Annotated in this window: 17 protein-coding genes; 6 read left to right on the forward strand and 11 right to left on the reverse strand. The window is 77.1% G+C overall.

The window, feature by feature from the left end:
• From ACI78U_RS12795 to ACI78U_RS12815, 5 genes are all read right to left on the reverse strand, one after another.
• Positions 1–486: alpha/beta fold hydrolase (locus ACI78U_RS12795; RefSeq protein WP_456875697.1), on the reverse strand; the 486-nt coding region annotated here is incomplete at its 3' end.
• A complete protein-coding gene (gene pcaB / locus ACI78U_RS12800; RefSeq protein ID WP_456875698.1) occupies positions 483–1,811 on the reverse strand; it encodes a 3-carboxy-cis,cis-muconate cycloisomerase in 1,329 nt (442 codons plus the stop codon). The genes pcaB and ACI78U_RS12795, both read right to left, overlap by 4 nt.
• A 26-nt stretch (positions 1,812–1,837) precedes the next feature.
• Entirely contained in the window at positions 1,838–2,401 is a 564-nt protein-coding gene (gene pcaG / locus ACI78U_RS12805; RefSeq protein ID WP_456875699.1) for a protocatechuate 3,4-dioxygenase subunit alpha, read from the reverse strand.
• Complete coding sequence (pcaH, locus tag ACI78U_RS12810; RefSeq protein WP_456875700.1) at positions 2,398–3,153, reverse strand: protocatechuate 3,4-dioxygenase subunit beta; 756 nt, start codon at positions 3,151–3,153, stop codon at positions 2,398–2,400. The genes pcaG and pcaH overlap by 4 nt, the downstream gene beginning before the upstream one ends.
• A gap of 69 nt (positions 3,154–3,222) precedes the next feature.
• Positions 3,223–4,923: an FAD-dependent oxidoreductase gene (locus tag ACI78U_RS12815; RefSeq protein WP_456875701.1), complete on the reverse strand. Its 1,701-nt coding sequence runs from the start codon at positions 4,921–4,923 to the stop codon at positions 3,223–3,225.
• 266 nt (positions 4,924–5,189) lie between these two features.
• Between ACI78U_RS12815 and ACI78U_RS12820 the strand changes: the two genes are divergently transcribed.
• Positions 5,190–7,784, forward strand: coding sequence for an ATP-binding protein (locus ACI78U_RS12820; protein ID WP_456875702.1), 2,595 nt, complete (start codon positions 5,190–5,192; stop codon positions 7,782–7,784).
• Here ACI78U_RS12820 and ACI78U_RS12825 read toward each other — a convergent pair.
• A complete protein-coding gene (locus tag ACI78U_RS12825; protein ID WP_456875703.1) occupies positions 7,767–8,627 on the reverse strand; it encodes an acetoacetate decarboxylase family protein in 861 nt (286 codons plus the stop codon). The two genes, ACI78U_RS12820 and ACI78U_RS12825, sit on opposite strands and share 18 nt — an antisense overlap.
• A gap of 130 nt (positions 8,628–8,757) precedes the next feature.
• Between ACI78U_RS12825 and ACI78U_RS12830 the strand changes: the two genes are divergently transcribed.
• Complete coding sequence (locus tag ACI78U_RS12830) at positions 8,758–9,501, forward strand: IclR family transcriptional regulator (protein ID WP_456875704.1); 744 nt, start codon at positions 8,758–8,760, stop codon at positions 9,499–9,501.
• Positions 9,502–9,552: 51 nt separating this feature from the next.
• The gene (locus ACI78U_RS12835) at positions 9,553–10,722 is read left to right on the forward strand and encodes a 4-hydroxybenzoate 3-monooxygenase (protein WP_456875705.1); all 1,170 of its coding nucleotides are present in this window, start codon (positions 9,553–9,555) and stop codon (positions 10,720–10,722) included.
• On the opposite strand, the gene ACI78U_RS12840 is transcribed toward ACI78U_RS12835, so the two are convergent.
• The 4 genes from ACI78U_RS12840 to ACI78U_RS12855 all read right to left on the reverse strand — a co-directional run bounded on the left by ACI78U_RS12840 (position 10,715) and on the right by ACI78U_RS12855 (position 14,518).
• Positions 10,715–11,542, reverse strand: coding sequence for a hypothetical protein (locus ACI78U_RS12840; protein ID WP_456875706.1), 828 nt, complete (start codon positions 11,540–11,542; stop codon positions 10,715–10,717). The genes ACI78U_RS12835 and ACI78U_RS12840 overlap by 8 nt on opposite strands.
• A 9-nt stretch (positions 11,543–11,551) precedes the next feature.
• Positions 11,552–13,039, reverse strand: coding sequence for a mannitol dehydrogenase family protein (locus ACI78U_RS12845; RefSeq protein WP_456875707.1), 1,488 nt, complete (start codon positions 13,037–13,039; stop codon positions 11,552–11,554).
• Between the two features lie 29 nt (positions 13,040–13,068).
• Complete coding sequence (locus tag ACI78U_RS12850; protein WP_456875708.1) at positions 13,069–14,016, reverse strand: ribonuclease Z; 948 nt, start codon at positions 14,014–14,016, stop codon at positions 13,069–13,071.
• A 106-nt stretch (positions 14,017–14,122) separates the two neighbouring features.
• A complete protein-coding gene (locus ACI78U_RS12855; protein ID WP_456875709.1) occupies positions 14,123–14,518 on the reverse strand; it encodes a TFIIB-type zinc ribbon-containing protein in 396 nt (131 codons plus the stop codon).
• Positions 14,519–14,581: 63 nt separating this feature from the next.
• On the opposite strand from ACI78U_RS12855, the gene ACI78U_RS12860 reads away from it, so the two are divergent.
• Entirely contained in the window at positions 14,582–15,652 is a 1,071-nt protein-coding gene (locus tag ACI78U_RS12860; protein ID WP_456875710.1) for a DUF3616 domain-containing protein, read from the forward strand.
• On the opposite strand, the gene ACI78U_RS12865 is transcribed toward ACI78U_RS12860, so the two are convergent.
• Positions 15,580–16,902, reverse strand: coding sequence for an MFS transporter (locus ACI78U_RS12865; RefSeq protein WP_456875711.1), 1,323 nt, complete (start codon positions 16,900–16,902; stop codon positions 15,580–15,582). The two genes, ACI78U_RS12860 and ACI78U_RS12865, sit on opposite strands and share 73 nt — an antisense overlap.
• Positions 16,903–17,074: 172 nt before the next feature.
• On the opposite strand from ACI78U_RS12865, the gene ACI78U_RS12870 reads away from it, so the two are divergent.
• Together ACI78U_RS12870 and ACI78U_RS12875 are read left to right on the forward strand one after the other, a co-directional pair.
• On the forward strand, positions 17,075–18,250 hold the full coding sequence (locus tag ACI78U_RS12870; RefSeq protein ID WP_456875712.1) for an acyl-CoA dehydrogenase family protein: 1,176 nt from the start codon (positions 17,075–17,077) through the stop codon (positions 18,248–18,250).
• A 7-nt stretch (positions 18,251–18,257) separates the two neighbouring features.
• Complete coding sequence (locus ACI78U_RS12875; protein ID WP_456875713.1) at positions 18,258–19,409, forward strand: acyl-CoA dehydrogenase family protein; 1,152 nt, start codon at positions 18,258–18,260, stop codon at positions 19,407–19,409.
• The last annotated feature ends 100 nt before the right edge of the window (positions 19,410–19,509 follow it).

Here is a 19,509-nt window from a genome sequence, read left to right on the forward strand (position 1 = left end):
CGGCGGGGGGGGGGGGGTGGCCGGCCGGTGGTGCTGGGTCTTGATCTGGGGCCCGACGCGCGGGGGCGGCCGCGGGGGGGCGCCCCCCGCCCGCGCCCCCCCCCCCCGGTCGAGGAACCCCTGCGGGTCGGGCGCCGCCGACGTGCACAACAGCGCCAGCCGGTCCACCCGCGACGGCTCGCGGGCGGCCAGCCGCATCGCCGTCATCCCGCCCAGCGACAGGCCGGCCACGTGCGCCCGCCGCACGCCGAGCCGGTCGAGCAGCGCGACGACGTCGTCGGCGAGGTCGTCGACCGTGTACGGCCCGGCCGGCGCCGGCGACTCCCCGTGCCCCCGGGCGTCGTAGGTGACCACCCGGTAGCGCTCGGCCAGCGCCGGCACCTGCGGGTCCCACATCCCGCGGGTCGCGCCCAGCGAGTTGGACAGGACGACGACCGGCGCGTCGGCCGGCCCGTCCACGGTGTAGCTGACCTCGACCGCGCTCACGGCGCTCCCTCCACCAGCCTCTCGTGCTCGGACAGCGCCGCGTCCACCTGGGCGCCGGCCTCCCCCACGTCCGGCGCGGCCGCGGCGAGCACCGCGGCGGCGTCGACGTCGTCGCGCGCGGCCACCAGCTCGGCCAGCGGCCGGCCCGACGCGCGTGCCTCGCGGGTCGCCGCGGCCGCCGCGTCGTGCGCCCCGCCGCGTCCCAGCGCCGGCGCGAGGGCCTCGGCCAGCGCACCGGCCAGCGGCCCCTCGCCCGCCGCGGCCACGGTCGCGGCCATCCGGTCGACGTCGGGCCGCAGCCCGCGCAGGCCCTCCGCCAGCCACGACGCCGCCGAGCCGACCGTGACCAGCAGGTCGGTGAGCGTGGGCCACTCGCTGTGCCAGGCACCGGCCGCCCGCTCGTGCTCCTGCTCCATCGCGCCGAGCAGCGTGGCCACCAGCCCCGGCGCCCGCCGCGCGCACGCCCGCGCCGAGATCGCCGCCACCGGGTTGCGCTTGTGCGGCATGGCGGAGGACCCGCCGCGCCCCTCGCCGGCCTCGGTGACCTCCGCGACCTCCGACTGGGCCAGCAGCACCACGTCGACGGCCACGGTGGCCACCACCCCCGCGGTCGCGCCGAGCGCCCCGGCGAGGTCGGCCACCGGCAGCCGCACGGTCGACCACGGCACCGCGGGCGCCACCAGCCCGAGCCCGCCGGCCAGCGCCTCCCGCAGCACCACCCCGGCACCCGACGACGCCGCGAGCGTGCCCACCGCGCCGCCGTACTGCACCGGCAGCGTGGCCACCACCTCGGCCAGCCGCAGCCGCGCGCCGTCGAGCCCGGCCAGCCACGTCGCCGCCTTGAGCCCGAAGGTCGTCGGCAGCGCCTGCTGCATCAGCGTCCGGCCCATGACCGGGTCGTCGCGGTGCGCGCGGGCCAACTCCGCGCACCGCCCGGCCGCGGCGGCGAGGTCGGCGTCGAGCGCAGCGACCGCCGACCGGGCCAGCAGCACCAGGGCCGTGTCGACGACGTCCTGGCTGGTCGCGCCCACGTGCACGGCGACCGCGTCGCGCTCGCCCACCGCGTCCTGCAGCGCGCGCACCAGCGGCGGCACCGGGTTGCCGGCGTCGGCCGCACGGGCGACGACGCCGGCGAGGTCGAGCCGCGACGGGTCGGCGCAGGCCGCGGCCACCGCGTCGGCCGCCGTCGCCGGCACCAGGCCCACCGACGCCGCGGCCCGGGCCAGCGCCGCCTCGACCTCGAGCAGCGCGCGGAACCAGGCGTCGTCGGAGACCGCCGCCGCCGCACCGCCGCGGGCGAAGGTGCCGGCGAACAGACCCGTCACGACGTCCTCCCCACCGGCCGTCGCGCTCAGACGGCGAAGAAGACCGTCTCGCGGTCCCCCTGGAGGTGCACGTCGAAGCGGTACCCGTCGTCGGTCGGGGTGGCCAGCAGCGTCGACCGCCGGTCCTCCGGCAGCGACCGCAGGACGGCGTCATCGGCGTTGGCCGCGGCCTCGTCGGCGAAGTAGACGCGGGTGACCACCCGGTCGAGCAGGCCGCGCGCGAACACCGAGACGTCGACGTGCGGCGCCTGCAGCCCGCCCTCGCCGTCGGGCACCCGGCCGGGCTTGAGCGTGCAGACGGCGTACTCGCCGTCGGGCACGGTCTGCACGCGGCCGAACCCGGTGAAACCCGGGCGGGCGACCGCGCCCCGCGGGTCGTCGGGGTGGTCGAAGCGGCCGTCGGGGTCGGCCTGCCAGGTCTCGATCATCGCGTCGGGGACGACGTCACCGTTGCCGTCGAACACCGTCCCGCGGATCCAGATCGCGCCCTCGGTGCCGGGCGGGACGACGAACTCGCCGCCCTCCCAGGTCAGCCCGATCGCCAGGTACGGGCCGACGGTGGCGCTCGGCGTGAGAGGGAGGCGGCTCACGCGACGTCCCCGTCGTCCTCGGTCTCGAACGGCGTCCGGTCGGCGCCGCGCAGCACGACGTCCCACTCGAAGGCCAGCGCCCAGTGGTCGACGGTGCGCTGGTGGTCGAAGCGGCTGACCGCCGCCGGCCGGGCCGCCTCGGGGATGGCGTTGTAGATCGGGTCCTGGGAGAAGAGCGGGTCGTCGGGGAAGTACATCTGCGTCACCAGGCGCTGGGTGAAGGCCCGGCCGAACAGCGAGAAGTGGATGTGGGCCGGCCGCCAGGCGTTGTCGTGGTTGCGCCAGGGATAGGCGCCGGGCTTGACGGTGAGGAACTCGTAGCGTCCCTCGGCGTCGGTCACGACCCGGCCGAGGCCGTCGAAGTGCGGGTCCAGCGGCGCGGGCCAGGTGTCGACGACGTGCCGGTAGCGACCGGCCGCGTTGGCCTGCCAGACCTCCACCAGGGTGTCGGGCACCGGCCGGCCGTCGCTGTCGAGCACGCGGCCGTGGACGACGATCCGCTGACCCACGGCCTCGCCGCCGGCGCGCCGGGTGAGGTCGGCGTCCTCGGGGCGCACGCGGTCCTCGCCGAGCAGTGGACCGGTCACCTCGGTGAGCCGCTGCGGCAGGTCGACCGGGGTCCGCAGCGGCGCGCGCAGCGCGGTGCTGCGGTACCCGGGGAAGCCCACCGGGGTGCGCGCCGCGGCGTCCGCGCGCAGGTAGCGGGGCAGCCGCAGCCCCGGTGGCGTCACCTCGGGTGTGGTCCGGGTCATGCCGGGAACGTACGTCCGGGCGGGAGCCGTCCCAAGCGTCCGGTTCCGCTGGGAGGAAGTCCGAGGGGGTCAGCGGCCGGCCGCGGCGCCGGCGAGCTCGGCCAGGTGGGCGTGCACCAGCGTCACCGCCAGCGCGCCTTCCCCCACCGCCGAGGCGACCCGCTTGACCGATCCCTGGCGCACGTCGCCGGCCGCGAAGACACCCGGCGTGCTGGTCTCCAGCAGGGCCGGCGGCCGCTCCAGCGGCCACGCCGGCGAGGCGTCCTCGGTGGTGAGCGAGGCGCCGGTGAGCAGGAAGCCCCAGCGGTTGCGCGCCAGGGTGCCGGCGAGCCAGTCGGTGCGCGGTTCGCTGCCGATCATCACGAACAGCATCCCCGTCTCCTCGGTCTCGGCGCCGGTGTCGAGGTCGCGCAGCACCACCGACTCCAGGACGTCGCTGCCGCTCCCGCCGACCACCTGCACCCGGTACCGGATCTCCACCCGCGGCAGCGCCACCAGCTCGCGGATGAGGTAGTCCGACATCGTCTCGGTCAGCGACGCGCGGCGGACCAGCAGGGTCACCTTCTCGGCGTACCGCGAGAGGTACACCGCCGCCTGGCCGGCCGAGTTGCCGCCGCCGACGACGAAGACGTGCCGGCCGGCCATCGCCGGGGCCTCGCTGACCGCCGCCCCGTAGAAGACGCCGCGGCCGGTGAACGACTCCAGCTCCGGCACGCCGATCCGACGCCAGGCCGCGCCGGTGGCCACCACCACCGTCCGCGCCTGCACCGTGGACCCGTCGTTGAGGGTGAGCCGGTGCACGCCGCCCTCGGTGGTCAGCGCCGTGGCGGTGCGCATGAAGGAGAACGTCGTGCCGAACGCCCACGCCTGCAGGTAGGCGGAGAACGCCAGCCGGCTGCCGCTGACGCCGGTGGGGAACCCGAGGTAGTTGCGGATCAGCGAGCTGGTGCCGGCCTGCCCGCCGACCGCCTCGCACTCCAGGTGCAGGGTGTCGAGCCCCTCGGACGCGGCGTAGACGCTGGCGCCGAGACCCGCGGGCCCGGCACCGACGATGGCGACGTCGTGGACGGCCTCGGTGTCCAGCGGGTCGAACAGGCCGAACGCCTCGGCCACCTCAAGGTCGGTCGGGGCCTCGAGCACGGTGTGCTCGGGCCGGAAGCGGACGACGACCACCGGCAGCCGGGGCTGCTCGAGCTCGAGGTCGGCGAGCATCGCGCGGCCCTCGGGGGAGCCCGCCTCGTAGACGCCGATCGGGATGCGGTTGCGGGTCATCTGGTCGCGCAGGTGCTGCGCGTGCGGGTCCCACTGGTCCCCGATGATCCGCACCGCCTCGAACCCGCCGCCCCGCCGCGAGGACCACTCGTCGAGGATCTCGGTGACCGAGCGGTGGAACTCCTCGTCGGCGCGCCCCTGCGGCGCGTAGACCCAGCGGTCGAGCTGGCCCACGGTGATCGCCTCGAAGATGGGCCGGGCGGTCTCGAAGGCCCCCCACCGCACCAGCGCCACCGCCACCGCGCCGGGGTACCGGCCGTGGCAGGCGCGCAGCACGTCGAGCCCGTCGGGGTCGGCGTCCCCGAGCCCGCCCAGCAGCACGGCCACCGGCGGGTCGCCCGCCGCGCCCATGGCCGCCTCCGCCTCGGCCGGGTCGGCACCGGACACGATCCGGTAGTCGCTGCCGTAGCGGCGCTCGAGCTCCCGGGTGGTGGCGGTGCGCACGCCGGCGTCCCGGGTGACGACGACCAGCGCGGCGCCGGGGTCGTGGGCGGTCACGACGGCGCCCCGTCGCGGACCGGGAGGAGCCGGGAGGGACCGGGCTGGGCGGGGGCACGGGTCACGGTGGTCTCCGAGTGCGCGTCCCCCGTGCTGTCGTCGGCCGCCGGTATGCAACCACCCTGGCCGGGGCCCTGTCACCGGGTTCCGGGACGCCCGTGACGGGACGGCGGGCCGTCCCTAGACTCGCGGCGTCGGCAGACTCCCCGGCGTCGGCGACCCCGGACGGGCCGAGCGCCCGTCGACCGGGCGGGAGGTGCACGCACGTGACCGCAGTGGCGGACGTGCCCGGCGCCCCTCCCCCGCCCATCGCGACCCCCGACCGCCGGCTGCGGGTCTTCGTCTCCTCCACCCTCGAGGAGCTGGCGGCCGAGCGGCGCGCCGTCCGCGACGCCATCGCCCGCCTGCGGCTGACCCCGGTCATGTTCGAGCTCGGGGCCCGCCCGCACCCACCGCGCGACCTCTACCGCGCCTACCTCGCCCAGAGCGAGGTCTTCGTCGGGATCTACGGCGACCGCTACGGCTGGGTCGGCCCGGACATGACGATCTCGGGCCTGGAGGACGAGCTCGTGCTGTCGGCGGGCATGCCCCGGTTGCTCTACGTCCGCACGCCGGCCCCCGACCGCGACCCCCGGCTGACCCGGCTGCTCGCGCGGGTGCAGGCCGAGGGCGGCATGTCGACCACCCCCTACCGCGACCCGGCCGGGCTCGCCGACCTGGTCGCCGACGACCTCGCCGTGCTGCTCAGCGAGCGCTTCGGCCGGCCCTCCCCGACGCCGTCCGGGCTGGCGGCGGGCTGGCTGCCGACGCCGCCCACCCCCATGGTCGACCGCACGGCCGAGCTGGCCACGGTGACCGGCCTGCTCCGCGACCCGGCCGTCCGGCTGGTGGCGCTCACCGGCCCGGGTGGCATCGGCAAGACCCGGCTGGCGCTGGCCGCGGCCGCCGCCGTGGAGCCCGGCCGCGACGGCACCTGGTTCGTCGACCTCTCCGCCGTCCGGGACGCCGCCGACGTCCCCGCCGCCGTCGCCGAGGCGGTCGGGGTGGCGGCCGAGGGCCGGCGTCCGCTGCTCGACCTGGTCGCCGACCGGCTGGCCGGCCGGCGGGCGCTGCTGGTCGTCGACAACCTCGAGCACGTGACGGCGGCCGTGCCCGGCCTGGCGACGCTGCTGGCCCGCTGTCCGTCGACCCAGCTGCTGGTGACCAGCCGCACCGTGCTGCGGCTGCGCGGCGAGCACGACGTGCCGATCGAGCCGCTGGGGACACCGGCGCCGGGCGACGCCGGTGTCGCGGACGTGACCGGGGTGCCCGCCGTGGACCTCTTCGTCGCCCGCGCCCAGCAGGCCGACCCCGGCTTCGTCCTCACCGAGGCCACCGCGGGCCCGGTCGCGGAGCTGGTCCGCCGCCTCGACGGCCTGCCGCTGGCGGTGGAGCTGGCCGCGGCCCGGGTGCGCACGCTGCCCCCGCGGCTGCTGCTGGCCCGCCTCGACCGCGCGCTCGACCGTGCCCTCGACATGGGCGACCCCGACGTCGACGTCCCCGACCGCCAGCGCACGCTGCGGGCCACGATCGCCTGGAGCCACGACCTGCTCGACGAGCGGGGCCGGGCGCTGCTGGCCCGGCTGTCGGTGTGCGCCGACGGCTGCACGCTCGACACCGCCGAGGCGGTGGGCGCCGACGGCGACGACCTCGACGTCGTGGAGACGCTGTCGGACCTGGTCGGGCACAGCCTGGTGAGCCCCACCGACACCGGCGACGGCGAGCCGCGGTTCCGCATGCTGGAGCTGGTCCGGGCCTACGCCGCCGAGCGGCTGCGGGAGCGCGGCGAGGAGGAGGCGACCCGCGCCCGGTGGGCCGAGCACATGGCGGGCCTGGGCGCCGACGCGGGCGCCGGGCTGGCCGGCCCGGCGGCGCAGCTGTGGCGCGCCCGGCTCGACGCGGAGACCGCCGACCTGCGGGCCGCGCTGCGCTGGGCGGTGGCCACCGACCGCGCCGAGCTGGCCGTGCGGCTGACCGCGCCGCTGGTCCGCTGGTGGTGGGCGCGCGGGCTGCTGCCGGCCATGGCCGAGCTCGCCGAGCAGACCGCGCGGCTGCCCTCGGCCGCCGCGCTGCCGCCCGACCTCGCCGGCCGGCTGGCCTGGGCCCGCGCGGCGCTGCGGATCGCGATGGGCTCGCCGGCGACGGCGGCGCCGCTGCTCGACGGGCTGGTGGCCGACGCCCGCCGGCGCGGCGACGTCTGGCTGGTCGGCCACGGCCTGGGCGCGGAGGCCATGACCCTGCCCCCGGGGGACCCCCGCGTCGCCCCGCGGCTCGACGAGGCCCTCGCCGAGCTGCGGCGCAGCGGGGACGGGTGGTCGGTCGCGTTCAACGGGATGCTGCGCGGCGGGGTGGCGCTCGCGGCGGGGGACCTCGAGGGAGCCGAGCGGGTCGCCGACGAGGCCCGCGGCCTGGCCCGCGCGGCCGCCGACGACCAGCTCACCGCGCTGCTGACCGACACCCTCGCGCTGGCCGCGCTGCTGTCCGGGGACCTGCCGCGCGCCCGCGCCCGGCTGGAGGAGGCCGCCGCGCTGCACCGCCGGACCCGCGACCTGGAGGGCGTGGCCTCCTGCCTGGAGGTGCTCGCCGGGCTGGCCCTCGCCCAGGGCCGGCACGCGCCGGCCGCCCGGCTGGCCGGCGCGGCCGAGAACGCCCGCGCCGCCCTCGGGGTGGCCCGCTGGTCGCCGCACCAGGCGCTGGCCGACCGGCTCCGGGAGACGCTGCGGGCCGCGCTCGGCGACGCGGAGGAGGCGGCCGAGCGCGCGGCCGGCGCGGCGCTGGGCCCCTGGGCGGCGCTCGACGAGGAACTACCGGGCGGCGGCTGATCGGACCAGCGCGCCCGCCGGGTACTGCGACAGCGGTGCGGTCCCCGGGTGCGCCACGGTGAACCGGCCGACGGGGGCGTCGCTGCCGGCGTACGGCGCGGGCGGCGCGGCGTCGGCGGCGCCGAGTGGCCGGCCCGCCGGCAGCGTGCTGCGGTACTCGACGGCGCGGAAGGCGGCCAGCGCCGGGGACAGCTCGAGCCGGCGCAGCGCGCCGGCCACCGGGTGCTCCCCCAGCACGAGCCCGGCCCTGCCCGGACCCGGCCGGGCCTGCCACCGGGCGAGCACCGGGATCGTCGTCTCGTGCAGCCGCCCGTCCCGCACCGACCACAGCCGGCGCGTGCCGGTCCCGCGCAGCGCCGGGCCCCACGTCCGCACGGTGTGGGTGAGCACCTCGGTCCCGCCCTCGGACAGCCGCACCACCTGGCGGTCGGCGGCGTCGAGGAAGTCCATGTCGGCGAGCCACTTGGGCAGCCCCCACTCCTCGCGGCCCAGGTCGCGGGCCTCCCGCGAGGTCACCGGGAGCTGGAGCACGAACCCGCCGATCGCGGGCCGGGTCCTGCGGCGCGCCGCCGGGCCGGCGAGGACGCCGGCGGTCACCCCGACCTCGCCGTAGGGCGCCACGGTGTGCGTGCCGCCGTCGGCGTCGGTCCAGGTGACGGTGCGGTAGCGGTAGGCGTGCACCGCGACCAGCGTGCGGCCGCCCGGCAGCGGTATCGGCCGCAGCAGCGGCCGGCCTGCGCGCCGCGGCAGGGCCGCGGCGACCGCCTCCGCCGAGGCGAGGTGGTAGGAGCAGGCCACCGCCGTGTCGTGGTAGGCCAGCGGCAGCCGGACGGACTCGGTCATGCCCACCTCCCCGGCGTCCGGCCCAGCACACCGGTCCGCGGAACAGACCGGCAAGACCCCAGCCTCCGGCCCTTCCGCTGGGTGGGAGACTGCCGCCGTGGCGGGCGGCGCGGCCGAGGGTGGGCGATCGGTGACCTCCCGCGCCCTGGCGCTGCTCGACGCGTTCGACGCCGCGGCGCCGCGGCTGTCGCTCAGCGAGATCGCCGAGCGGTCGGGCACCCCGCTGACGACGGCGCACCGACTGCTCGCCGAGCTCACCGGCTGGGGCGCGCTGTCCCGCCGCGCCGACGGCCGCTACGAGATCGGCCGCAAGCTGTGGGACCTCGGCCTGCTCGCCCCCGTGCAGCTCGAGCTGCGCCAGGTGGCCGCGCCCTTCCTGCTCGACGTGCACACCGCCACCCGCGACACCGTCCACCTCGCCGTGCGCGACGGGACCAGCGCGCTGTACGTGGAGCGGATCTCGGGCCGCGAGTCGGTTCCGGTGGTCAGCCAGGTCGGCAGCCGGCTGCCGCTGCACGCCACCGGGGTCGGCAAGGTCCTGCTGGCCGCCGCCCCCGACGAGGTCGTCGCCGAGGTCCTCGCCGCACCCGTGCGGGCCACCCGGCACACCGTGGTCGACCCCGGGCGGCTGCGCCGGGAGCTCGGCGAGGTGCGCCGGCGGGGCTGGGCGCGCACCGCGGAGGAGATGTCGCTGGGCACGCTGTCGGTCGCCGTCCCGGTGCGCGTGGAGCGCCCCGGCAGCACCGTCGTCGCGGCGGCGCTCGGGATCGTCGTCCCCAGCCACCGGCGCGACCTGCCCCGCCTGGTGCCGGTGCTCGAGGTGGCCGCGCGCGGCATCGGGCGCGCGCTCGCTGGCACGGCTCCCTTCCGCTGACCGGGAGGCGGCGGTGTCCTGCCGGGCGTAGCCGGGGTCACACTCGGCCGCATGCGCACCCAGGTGGGGATCATCGGCGCCGGCCCGGCCGGCCTGCTGCTGTCGCGGCTGCTCGCCCTGCAGGGCGTCGACTCGGTGGTGCTGGAGAACCGCTCGCGGGAGTACGTCGAGGCCCGGATCCGCGCGGGGATCCTCGAGCAGAACACCGTCGACGTGCTCACCGAGGCGGGTCTGGGCGACCGGCTGCACCGGCAGGGCCTCGAGCACCGCGGCATCCACCTGCAGTACCCGGGCGTGCGCGCCACCCTCGACTTCCCGGCGCTGTGCGGCCGCCGGGTGTGGGTCTACGGGCAGACCGAGGTGGTCAAGGACCTCGTCGCCGCGCAGCTCGCCGGCGGCCCGCCGCTGCACTTCGAGGTCTCCGACGTCGCCGTCGAGGACGTCGACACCGACAGCCCGCGGATCCGGTTCACCGACGCCGAGGGGCACCCGCAGGTGCTGGAGTGCGACGTCGTCGCGGGCACCGACGGCTTCCACGGCCCGTCGCGCGCCGTCGTCGCCGAGGGCACGCGGCAGCGGCTGTGGGAGCGCACCTACCCCTACGCGTGGCTGGGGATCCTCGCCGACGCCGCCCCGGCCACCGACGAGCTCATCTACGCCTGGCACCCCGACGGGTTCGCGCTGTACTCCATGCGCTCGCCGTCGGTGTCGCGGCTGTACCTGCAGGTGGACCCGTCGGAGCGGATCGAGGACTGGTCCGACGACCGGATCTGGGAGTCGCTGGCCACCCGGTTCGCGCACGAGGGCTGGGAGATCAGCACCGGCCCGGTGACCGAGAAGTCGATCCTGCCGATGCGCTCGTTCGTCAGCGCCCCGATGCGCCGGGGGCGGCTGTTCCTCGCCGGCGACGCCGCGCACATCGTGCCGCCCACCGGCGCCAAGGGCCTCAACCTGGCCGTCGCCGACGTCGTGCTGCTGTCCCGGGCGCTGGTGCGGCTGCTGCAGGAGAAGGAGTCCGACCTCGCCGACGCCTACTCCGACACCGCGCTGCAGCGGGTGTGGCGGGCCACCCACTTCTCCTGGTGGATGACCTCGATGCTGCACACCACCGGCGACCCGTTCGACGCCGAGCTGCAGCTGGCCCAGCTGCGCCGGGTGTGCTCCTCGGAGACCGCGGCCCGCGAGCTGGCCGAGAACTACACCGGCCTGCCGCTCAGCTGAGCAGCTCGCGCACCCGCCCGGCGGTCCCCTCGGCCAGCGGCAGGTGCGGCAGCACCCCGGTGACCTCCTCGGGCTCGAGTCCCTGCTCCACGAGGACGGCCAGCAGCCGGCGGGCCTCGGCCGGCGGCACCGGCGAGGGCAACCCCGCCTCCCGGACGGCGGCCAGCGCGAGGAACAGCGCGCCCGAGAGGTCCTCGTCGCCCTCGTCCGGCGGCGGCGCCGGCGCGGCCGCCCGCGCGGTGGCCTCGGCGGCGCGCACCAGCGACAGCGGCAGCCCCTCGGACTCGACCTCCAGCAGCGGCGCCCGCCCCAGCGCGGCCAGCACGACGTGCTCGGCCTCGGTGCGCAGCGGCTCCTCCCAGTCACCGGCGCGGACGACGTCGGCCGGGTCGGCGTCGGCGGGGTCCTCCCCCAGCTCGTCGAGCAGCTCGGCCCACTGACCGGGCCGGGTGCGGCGGGCGCGGACGGCGGCGAGCACGCAGGTCTCGTGCACGAACGGCTCGATCACCTCGCGGTCGAACCGGTCGGCGAACACGGTGCCGTCGGCGTCGACGGCGTTGAGCGCGTCCTGGAAGCTGCCGGGTGTGGCGTCGCCGAGCTCGATGCGGCCGTCCTCCTCCCCCGACAGCGGCTGGCCGGTGGCGGCCCGGTCGCCGATCGTCGAGCCGGTGGCCACCAGCCGGCCGCGCAGCCGCAGGTGGTGCGGCCGGTCGGACAGGCCCACGCTCCACGCGCAGGCCTCGGCGATGAGCGCGGCACGGCGCTCGCGGAGCAGCTCGCGGCCGAGCAGGCCGAACCAGTCGGGTTCGAAGTCGGACACCGCACCGTTCTACCCGGCCGGCCGGGCTCGGGGACCGCGGACGAGGTCCTCGACCGTGGCCCGGACCCCCCGCTGCCGCAGCGAGGTCAGCGTCTCCACGAACGCCGCGGCCACCCGCGGGTCGTCGGCGAGGTCGCCGAAGACGTCGGTCTCGCGGAGGAAGGCCAGCGGGTCGGGGTCCCGGGCGCGGGCGAGCAGCGCGTCGCGCCGCGGGTCGGACAGCTCGATCGGCCGGCCCGCGTCGTCGGCCCCCTCCGCCGTGCGCGCCCAGCCGGCGAGGACCGCCACCGACCGGCGGATCTCCCGTCCCGCGGCGAGGTCGTCCCGCAGCACCGGGAGGAGGAACTGCGGGACGCGGTCGGAGGCGTTCTCGCAGATCCGGGTCAGGGTGTCGCGGACGGCGGGGTTGGCGAAGCGGCCCACCAGGTCGGACCGGTAGCGGCGCAGGTCGATGCCGGGCACCGGCGGCAGGGTCGGGGTGGCCTCCTCGTCGAGGTAGCCGAGCAGCAGCGCGCGGAACAGCGGGTCCTGGCAGGCGTCGTGCACGTGCTCGTGACCGGCCAGCCGACCGAGGTGGGCGAGCACCTGGTGCCCGGCGTTGAGCAGCCGCAGCTTCATCGTCTCGTAGGGGGCGACGTCGGCCACGAGCTGCACGCCGACGTCCTCCAGCGGCGGGCGGCCCCCGGGGAAGGAGTCCTCGAGCACCCACTGCGTCCACGGCTCGCACACCACCGGCCAGGCGTCCTCGACGCCGGTGGCGGCGGTGAGCTGGGCCCGGTCGGCGTCGGTGGTCACCGGCGTGATCCGGTCGACCATCGAGTCCGGGAAGGGCACCTCGGCCGCCACCCACTCCCCCAGCGCGGGGTCGCGCAGCGCTGCGAAGGCGGCGAAGCTCGCGCGGGCCAGGTGCCCGTTGCCGGGGATGTTGTCGCACGAGACGACGGCGAAGGGCGCCACCCCGCGCTCGCGCCGCCGCACCAGCGCCTCGGTGACCAGGGCGAACACCGTCCGCGGCGGCGCGCCGGGCCGCAGGTCGGCGACCACCGCCGGCGCCGTGGCGTCGAAGGCGCCGGTGTCGGGCGAGGTGTTGTACCCGCCCTCGGTCACGGTCAGCGACACGATCCGGGTGCCGGGCGCGGCCATCGCCTCCACGACCGCGTCGGGGTCGTCCGGCGCGAGCAGGTAGTCCGCCAGCGAGCCGACCACCCGCGCGTCGAGGTAGCCGTCCGGGTGCTTGACGACCAGCGTGTACAGGCGGTCCTGGGCCGCCATGACCTCGGCCATGCGCCGGTCCGAGGGCAGCACGCCCACGCCGCAGATCCCCCAGTCGCGGTGCCCGGCCGTGAGCAGGTCGTCGACGTACACGGCCTGGTGGGACCGGTGGAAGCCGCCGACGCCCAGGTGGACGATGCCGGTCCGCACCGCCGGCCGCTCGTAGCGCGGGATCCGCACCGACGCGCTCAGTCGGGACAGCGTGGTCGCGTCGAGCCGGGGCATCGGGTCCTCCTCGGGTGCGGGTCCCCGGGCTACCCGGCCGGGCCGCCGTCACCCGCCGCGACGTCGACCCGCGCGGGCACCGGCACGCGCTGCAGGTCGGAAGCGACGACGAGGTCGCCGTCGTACTCCGCGCGCGCTTCGTCCTCGAACCGGCGGGGGTCGGCGTAGCGCTGGGAGAAGTGGGTGAGCACGAGCCGCCGCACGCCCGCCTCCGCCGCGACGCGGGCCGCCTGGCGCGCGGTGAGGTGGCCGTACCGCCGGGCCAGCTCGGCGTCCTCGTGCAGGAAGGTGGCCTCGATGACCAGCAGGTCCGCGCCGTCGGCCAGGGCCGCGACGTTGGCGCACAGGCGGGTGTCCATGACGAAGGCGAACCGCTGACCGCGACGCGGGACGCTGACCTCCCCGATCCGGACAGTGCGCCCGCCGGCGTGCAGCACGCCCTCGCGCTGCAGCCGGCCGACGTCGGGGCCGGTGACGCCGGCCGCGGCGAGCCGGTCGGGCAGCATCCGCACGCCGTCGGGCTCGACGAGGCGGTAGCCGAAGGTCTCCACGGGGTGCTCGAGCCGGCGCGCCTCGAGGACGCCGGCGGGGTCCTCGGCGACGGTGCCCTCGCAGTGCACCGGCTCGGCGCGGATGTCGGCGAGGTCGGCGAAGGCGCTGGCGTGCCGCAGCCGGTCGAAGAAGACCTGTCCCGACGCCGGGTAGTGCACTGCGACCGGGTGCGGGACGCCGTCGAGGGACATCCGCTGCACCACCCCGGGCAGGCCCAGGCAGTGGTCGCCGTGGAAGTGGCTGACCAGCACCCGGTGGACCGCGCTGCTGGGGACCCCGGCCAGCAGCATCTGCCGCTGGGTGCCCTCGCCGGGGTCGAACAGGAAGCCGCGGCCGTCCCAGCGCAGCAGGTAGGCGTTGTGGTTGCGGGTGCGGGTGGGCGCCTGGCTGGCGGTGCCGAGCACGACCAGCTCCCGCCCCGCCACGGCCGGGAACCTACCGGCGGCCGGCCGGGAGGTCCTGCCGTGCGCAGTAGTGCTCTGCCTACAGGTGTGTGCAGAGCACGACCGTCCGCGGAGGTGAGGTGTCGCCCTAGCCGAACAGGTCGGACAGGAACGACTCCTTGCGCTTCTTCCCGTGCGAGCCGTACGAGCCGTGCGAGGACGACGACGACCGGGTCACCGCGCCGAGCACCTCGTTCACCACGGCGCCCAGGCCCGCTCCGCCGGCGGCCGGGTACTGCGCGCCGTGCTGCTGCGGAGCGCCGTGCGGCTGCGGGGTGCCGTACTGCTGGGCGGCGCCGTGCTGCTGCGGGGCCGGCTGGGCCCGCTGCTGCGCGCCGTGCCAGGAGTTCTCGGCGTCGATGAGCCGCTCGAGCTCACCGCGGTCGAGGAAGATGCCACGGCACTCGGTGCACTGGTCGACGTGGACGCCGTTGCGCTCGTAGGTGCGCATCGTTCCCTGGCACTTGGGACAGACGAGATCCATGCCGCACGGTACGACGCTCGGGAGTGCCCCGGACGGCGCCGGACCGTGCCACAGTGCGCGCCCGTGACGACGACCCGCACGGTGACCCTCCGGTTCGGCGCGGCCTCCCGCGAGGACCTCACCCACACCAACCTCTCCGCCGTCCGCAGCGACGGCCCGGTGCTCTGGGTCGCCGGCGACGAGACCGCCACCATCGAGCGGCTCGTCGCCGACGACCCCGCCGACCCCACGTGCTACGGGGACCAGACCACCTTCTCCCTCGCCGACCTGGTGCCCCTCCCGGGCGGTACCGGCCCCGGCGTCGAGGAGGAGGCCGACATCGAGGGCATCGCCCGCCACGACGGCGCGGTGTGGGCGGTCGGCTCGCACAGCCTGCGCCGCCGCCGGATCCGCGACGAGCACGACGGCGAGCAGGCGCTGCGCCGGCTGGCGAAGGTCACCGGGCAGCCGCGCCGGCAGATCATCGCGCGGATCCCGGTGGTCGACGTCGACGGGCTGCCCACCCTGGTCAAGGACGACGGCACCCGGAGCGCCGCCGTCTTCGGCACCCGCGGCAAGGACCTGCGCGACCTGCTCGCCGACGACGAGCACCTCGGCCCGTTCCTCGCCATCCCCAGCAAGGACAACGGCCTCGACGTCGAGGGCATCGCGGTCGCCGGCGACCGGGTGTACCTGGGCCTGCGCGGGCCGGTGCTGCGCGGCTGGGCGGTGGTGCTGGAGCTGCGGCCCGAGGTCGACGAGCGCGACCCCGCCCGGCTGCGCCTGCGCAGGTTCCCCGACGGGTGCCGCTACCGCAAGCACGTGCTGCGGCTGGCCGGCCTCGGGGTGCGCGACCTGTGCCCGCACGGCGACGACCTGCTGGTGCTGGCCGGGCCGACCATGGACCTCGACGGCCCGGTGTACGTCTACCGCTGGCACGGCGCGCTGGTGTGCGAGGAGCCGGCCGTCGTCCGCGGCGACCGGCTCACCCGCGAGCTGGCGCTGCCCTACGGCGACGGCGACGACCACGCCGAGGGCATCGGCCTGCTCGGCGCCCCGGAGGACGGCCGGCTGCTGGTCGTCTACGACAGCCCGGCCCCCGAGCGGCTGACCGCCGACGGCGGCGTGGTCGCCGACGTCGTCCAGCTGCCCTGACCCCCGCTCAGCCGATCCGGACCGGGCGGGGGGGGGGGGGGGGGGGGGGGGGGGGGGCGGGGGGGGGGGGGGGGGGGGGGGGGGGGGGGGGGCGGGGGCGCGCCCCGGGCGGCGGCCATCCCGGCCGCCGCCAGCCCGGCGCCGAGGGCGAGCAGGAGCAGCAGCGGCGCGGTCCACCCGCCGGTGGCCTCCGACAGCGCACCGACGACGACGGGGCCGAGCGCACCGGCGGTGTAGCCGACCAGCTGGGTCATGCCCGACAGCCGGGCGGCGGTACCGGCGTCGGCCGAGCGCAGCACGACGAGGGTCACCGCCAGCGCGATGCCGGCGCCCTGCGCCAGCCCGCCGAGCACCGCCCACAGCGGCCAGCCGCCGGGGAGTGCGAGCAGCCCGGCGACCGGCACGGTCCACAGCGCGGCGACGGCGAGCGCGAGCCCCGCCTGGCCCGTGCTGCGGGCGAGCACGGCGGGCACCAGCAGGCTGCCGGCGATGCCGAGCACCTGGAACACCGACGCGGCCAGCGAGCCGGTGGCCGCGTCGGTGCCGGCGCGGTCGGCCAGCAGGGTCGGCAGCCACGCGGTGAGCGAGAAGTACAGCGTCGAGTGCAGCGCCTGGACCGCGGTGACCGCCCACGCCACCGGCGACCGCCACAGCCGCGCGCGCCGGACCGGCGCCGGGCTCGCGGCGTCCGGGCCGGCGGCGGCGTCCCGGACAGCCCGCGCCCACACCGCCGCGGCGGCCACGGCCAGCAGCCCCTCCGCGGCGAGCGCACCGCGCCAGCCCAGCACGGCCGCCAGCGGCGCGGTGAGCGCGGCGCCGGCCGCGGCACCGGCGACCAGCGCCGCGGTGTAGAGGCCGGTCACGGTGGCCGCCCGCCGACCGAACCCCGCCTTGACCACGGCCGGCAGGAGCACGTTGCCCACCGTCATGGCCGCGCCGGCCAGGAGGGTGCCGGCCAGCAGCACCGGCGACCCGTCGAGCACCCGCAGGCCCTGGGCGACGGCGAGCACCACCAGCGACCCGAGCACCGCCGGCCCGGCACCCAGCCGCCGCCCGGCCGCGGCGGCGGCCGGCGCGAGCACGGCGAAGCACAGCACCGGCACCGCGGTCAGCAGCCCGGCCTCCGCGGCCGAGAGGCCCAGGTCGTCCCGGACGTCGGCGAGCACCGGGCCCACGGCGGCGATCGCGGCCCGCAGGTTGAGCGCGGTGAGCAGGACCGCCGCCAGCAGCAGGCGGTTCCCCCCGGGCACCCGCCCATCGTGCTCCGGGCCCGTCACGACGGCCCGCCGCCCGTCCCGGCGACGGGTCCGCGACACCGCCCGCGACGCGCGGGAGTCGCACGTACTGATCAGTAACCGGTGTGGGATCGTCGGAGGACACGTCGAGACGGCCGCCACCGGGCGCCGTCAGGAGAGAGGTCCCATGCGGTTGCAGCTTTCCCCGGAGATGGAGGCCTTCCGGGATGAGATGCGCACCTTCTTCACCACGCAGGTGCCGCAGGAGGTCCGCGACACGCTCGCGGCGCGCCGGCACCTGAGCCGCGAGCAGTACATCCAGGCCCAGCGGGTGCTCAACGCCGCGGGCCTGGCCGTACCGCACTGGCCGGTGGAGTGGGGCGGCAAGGACTGGACGCCGCTGCAGCGGCACATCTGGCGCGAGGAGATGCAGCTGGCCAACGTGCCCGAGCCGCTCGCGTTCAACACCAGCATGATCGGCCCGGTCATCGCCGCCTTCGGCAACCAGGAGCAGAAGGAGCGCTTCCTGCCGGCCACGGCGAACCTCGACATCTGGTGGTGCCAGGGCTTCTCCGAGCCCGACGCCGGCTCCGACCTCGCCTCGCTGCGCACCACCGCCGTCCGCGACGGCGACGACTGGGTGGTCAACGGGCAGAAGACCTGGACCACCCTCGGCCAGCACGCCGACTGGATCTTCTGCCTGGTCCGCACCGACCCGACGGCGGAGAAGAAGCAGCGCGGCATCTCGATGCTGGTCTTCCCGATGGACTCCCCCGGCGTCACGCTGCGCCCGATCCAGCTGATCGACGGCGGCCACGAGGTCAACGAGGTCTTCTTCGAGGACGTCCGCGTGCCCGCCGAGAACCTGATCGGCGAGGAGAACCGCGGCTGGGACTACGCCAAGTTCCTCCTCGGCAACGAGCGCGTGGGCATCGCCCGCGTCGGCGCCACGAAGAAGCTCATCGCGCAGGCCAAGCAGTTCGCCCGCGAGGTGCACGCCGGCGGCCGCCCGCTGTCGGAGGACCCCCGCACCACCGCGCGCATCGCCGAGCTGGAGAACGAGCTGCTGGCGCTCGAGCTCACCGCGTTGCGCGTGGTCGCCAACTCCGCCGACGGCAAGCCGCACCCGGCGTCGTCGGTGCTCAAGCTCCGCGGGTCGGAGCTGCAGCAGGCGGCCACGGAGCTGATCGTCGACATCGCCGGCCCGCTCTCGCTGGCCTCGTTCGCCGACGGCGGGTCGCAGGTCCCCGACTGGGCCCGGGTGGCCACGCCGGAGTACCTGAACTACCGCAAGGTCTCCATCTACGGAGGCAGCAACGAGGTCCAGCGGACCATCATCGCCGGCACGATCCTGGGGTTGTGAGGTAGCCGTGGACTTCACCTACGACAGCGAGCAGAACGACCTGCGGGAGGCCGTGCGCGGCCTGCTGCAGCGCGCCTACTCCGACAGCGAGCGGCGCCGCCAGGTCGTCGCCGCCGAGCCGGGCTTCGACGAGAAGACCTGGGCCCAGCTGGCCGAGATGGGCGTCCTGGGCCTGCCCTTCGCCGAGGAGCACGGCGGCATGGGGGCCGGGCCGATCGAGGTCGGCATCGTCGCCGAGGAGATGGGCCGGGTCCTCGCGCCCGAGCCCTTCGTCGAGTCGGTCGTGCTGGCCGGCGGGCTGGTCGCCGCCGTCGGCACCGACGCGCAGCGGACGGCGGTCCTCGGGCCGCTGTCCGAGGGCTCGAGCGTGCTCGCGTTCGCGCACGCCGAGCCGGCCGCGCGCTGGAGCCCCGCCGCGTCGGCGGTCACCGCCACGCGCGACGGCGAGGGCTGGGCGCTGACCGGCGCCAAGGAGCCGGTGCCGAACGGCGCCCGCGCCGACGTCCTGGTGGTCTCCGCGGCCGTCGACGGCGGCACCGCGCTGTTCCTCGTGCAGGGTGACGCCACCGGCCTCACCCGCACCGGCTACCACACGCACGACGGCGGCCGCGCGGCCAACGTGACCTTCGAGGGCACCCCCGCCGAGCTGCTCGGCGAGGGCACCGCCGACCGCAGCGCCGACGTCGAGCGCGCCCAGGCCCTGGCCCGGATCGCCTACGCCAACGAGGCGGTCGGGGCGATGGACACCGCACTGCGGACCACGTCGGAGTACCTGAAGACGCGCAAGCAGTTCGGCGTCACGCTCAACCGGTTCCAGGCGCTGACCTTCCGGGCGGCCGACATGTACGTGTCGCTGGAGCTGGCCCGCAGCACCGCGCTGTGGGCGAGCATGGTGGCCGACGCGGGCGGCGACGTCGTCACCGCCGGGCACCGCGCGCGGCTGCAGACCAGCCGCGCCGGCCGCCACATCGGCAAGGAGGCCATCCAGCTGCACGGCGGCATCGGGGTCACCGCGGAGTACTCGGTCGGGCACTACACCAGCCGGCTCACCGCGATCGACCACCTGCTCGGTGACGGCGACTGGGCCGCCGACCGGCTGGCGGAGACCGTCGACTCCTACCCGACCGTCGACCCGCTGGGCGCGCCCTACACGGGCTGACGACCCCGCACCTCACCGGCGGCGGCCGGCGTCCCCCTCGGGGGCGCCGGCCGCGCGCGTCTGCGGGCCCGTCCGGGCCGGCGGCGCCTAGGGTGCCCTG

Source organism: Geodermatophilus sp. SYSU D00710 (assembly GCF_054050195.1).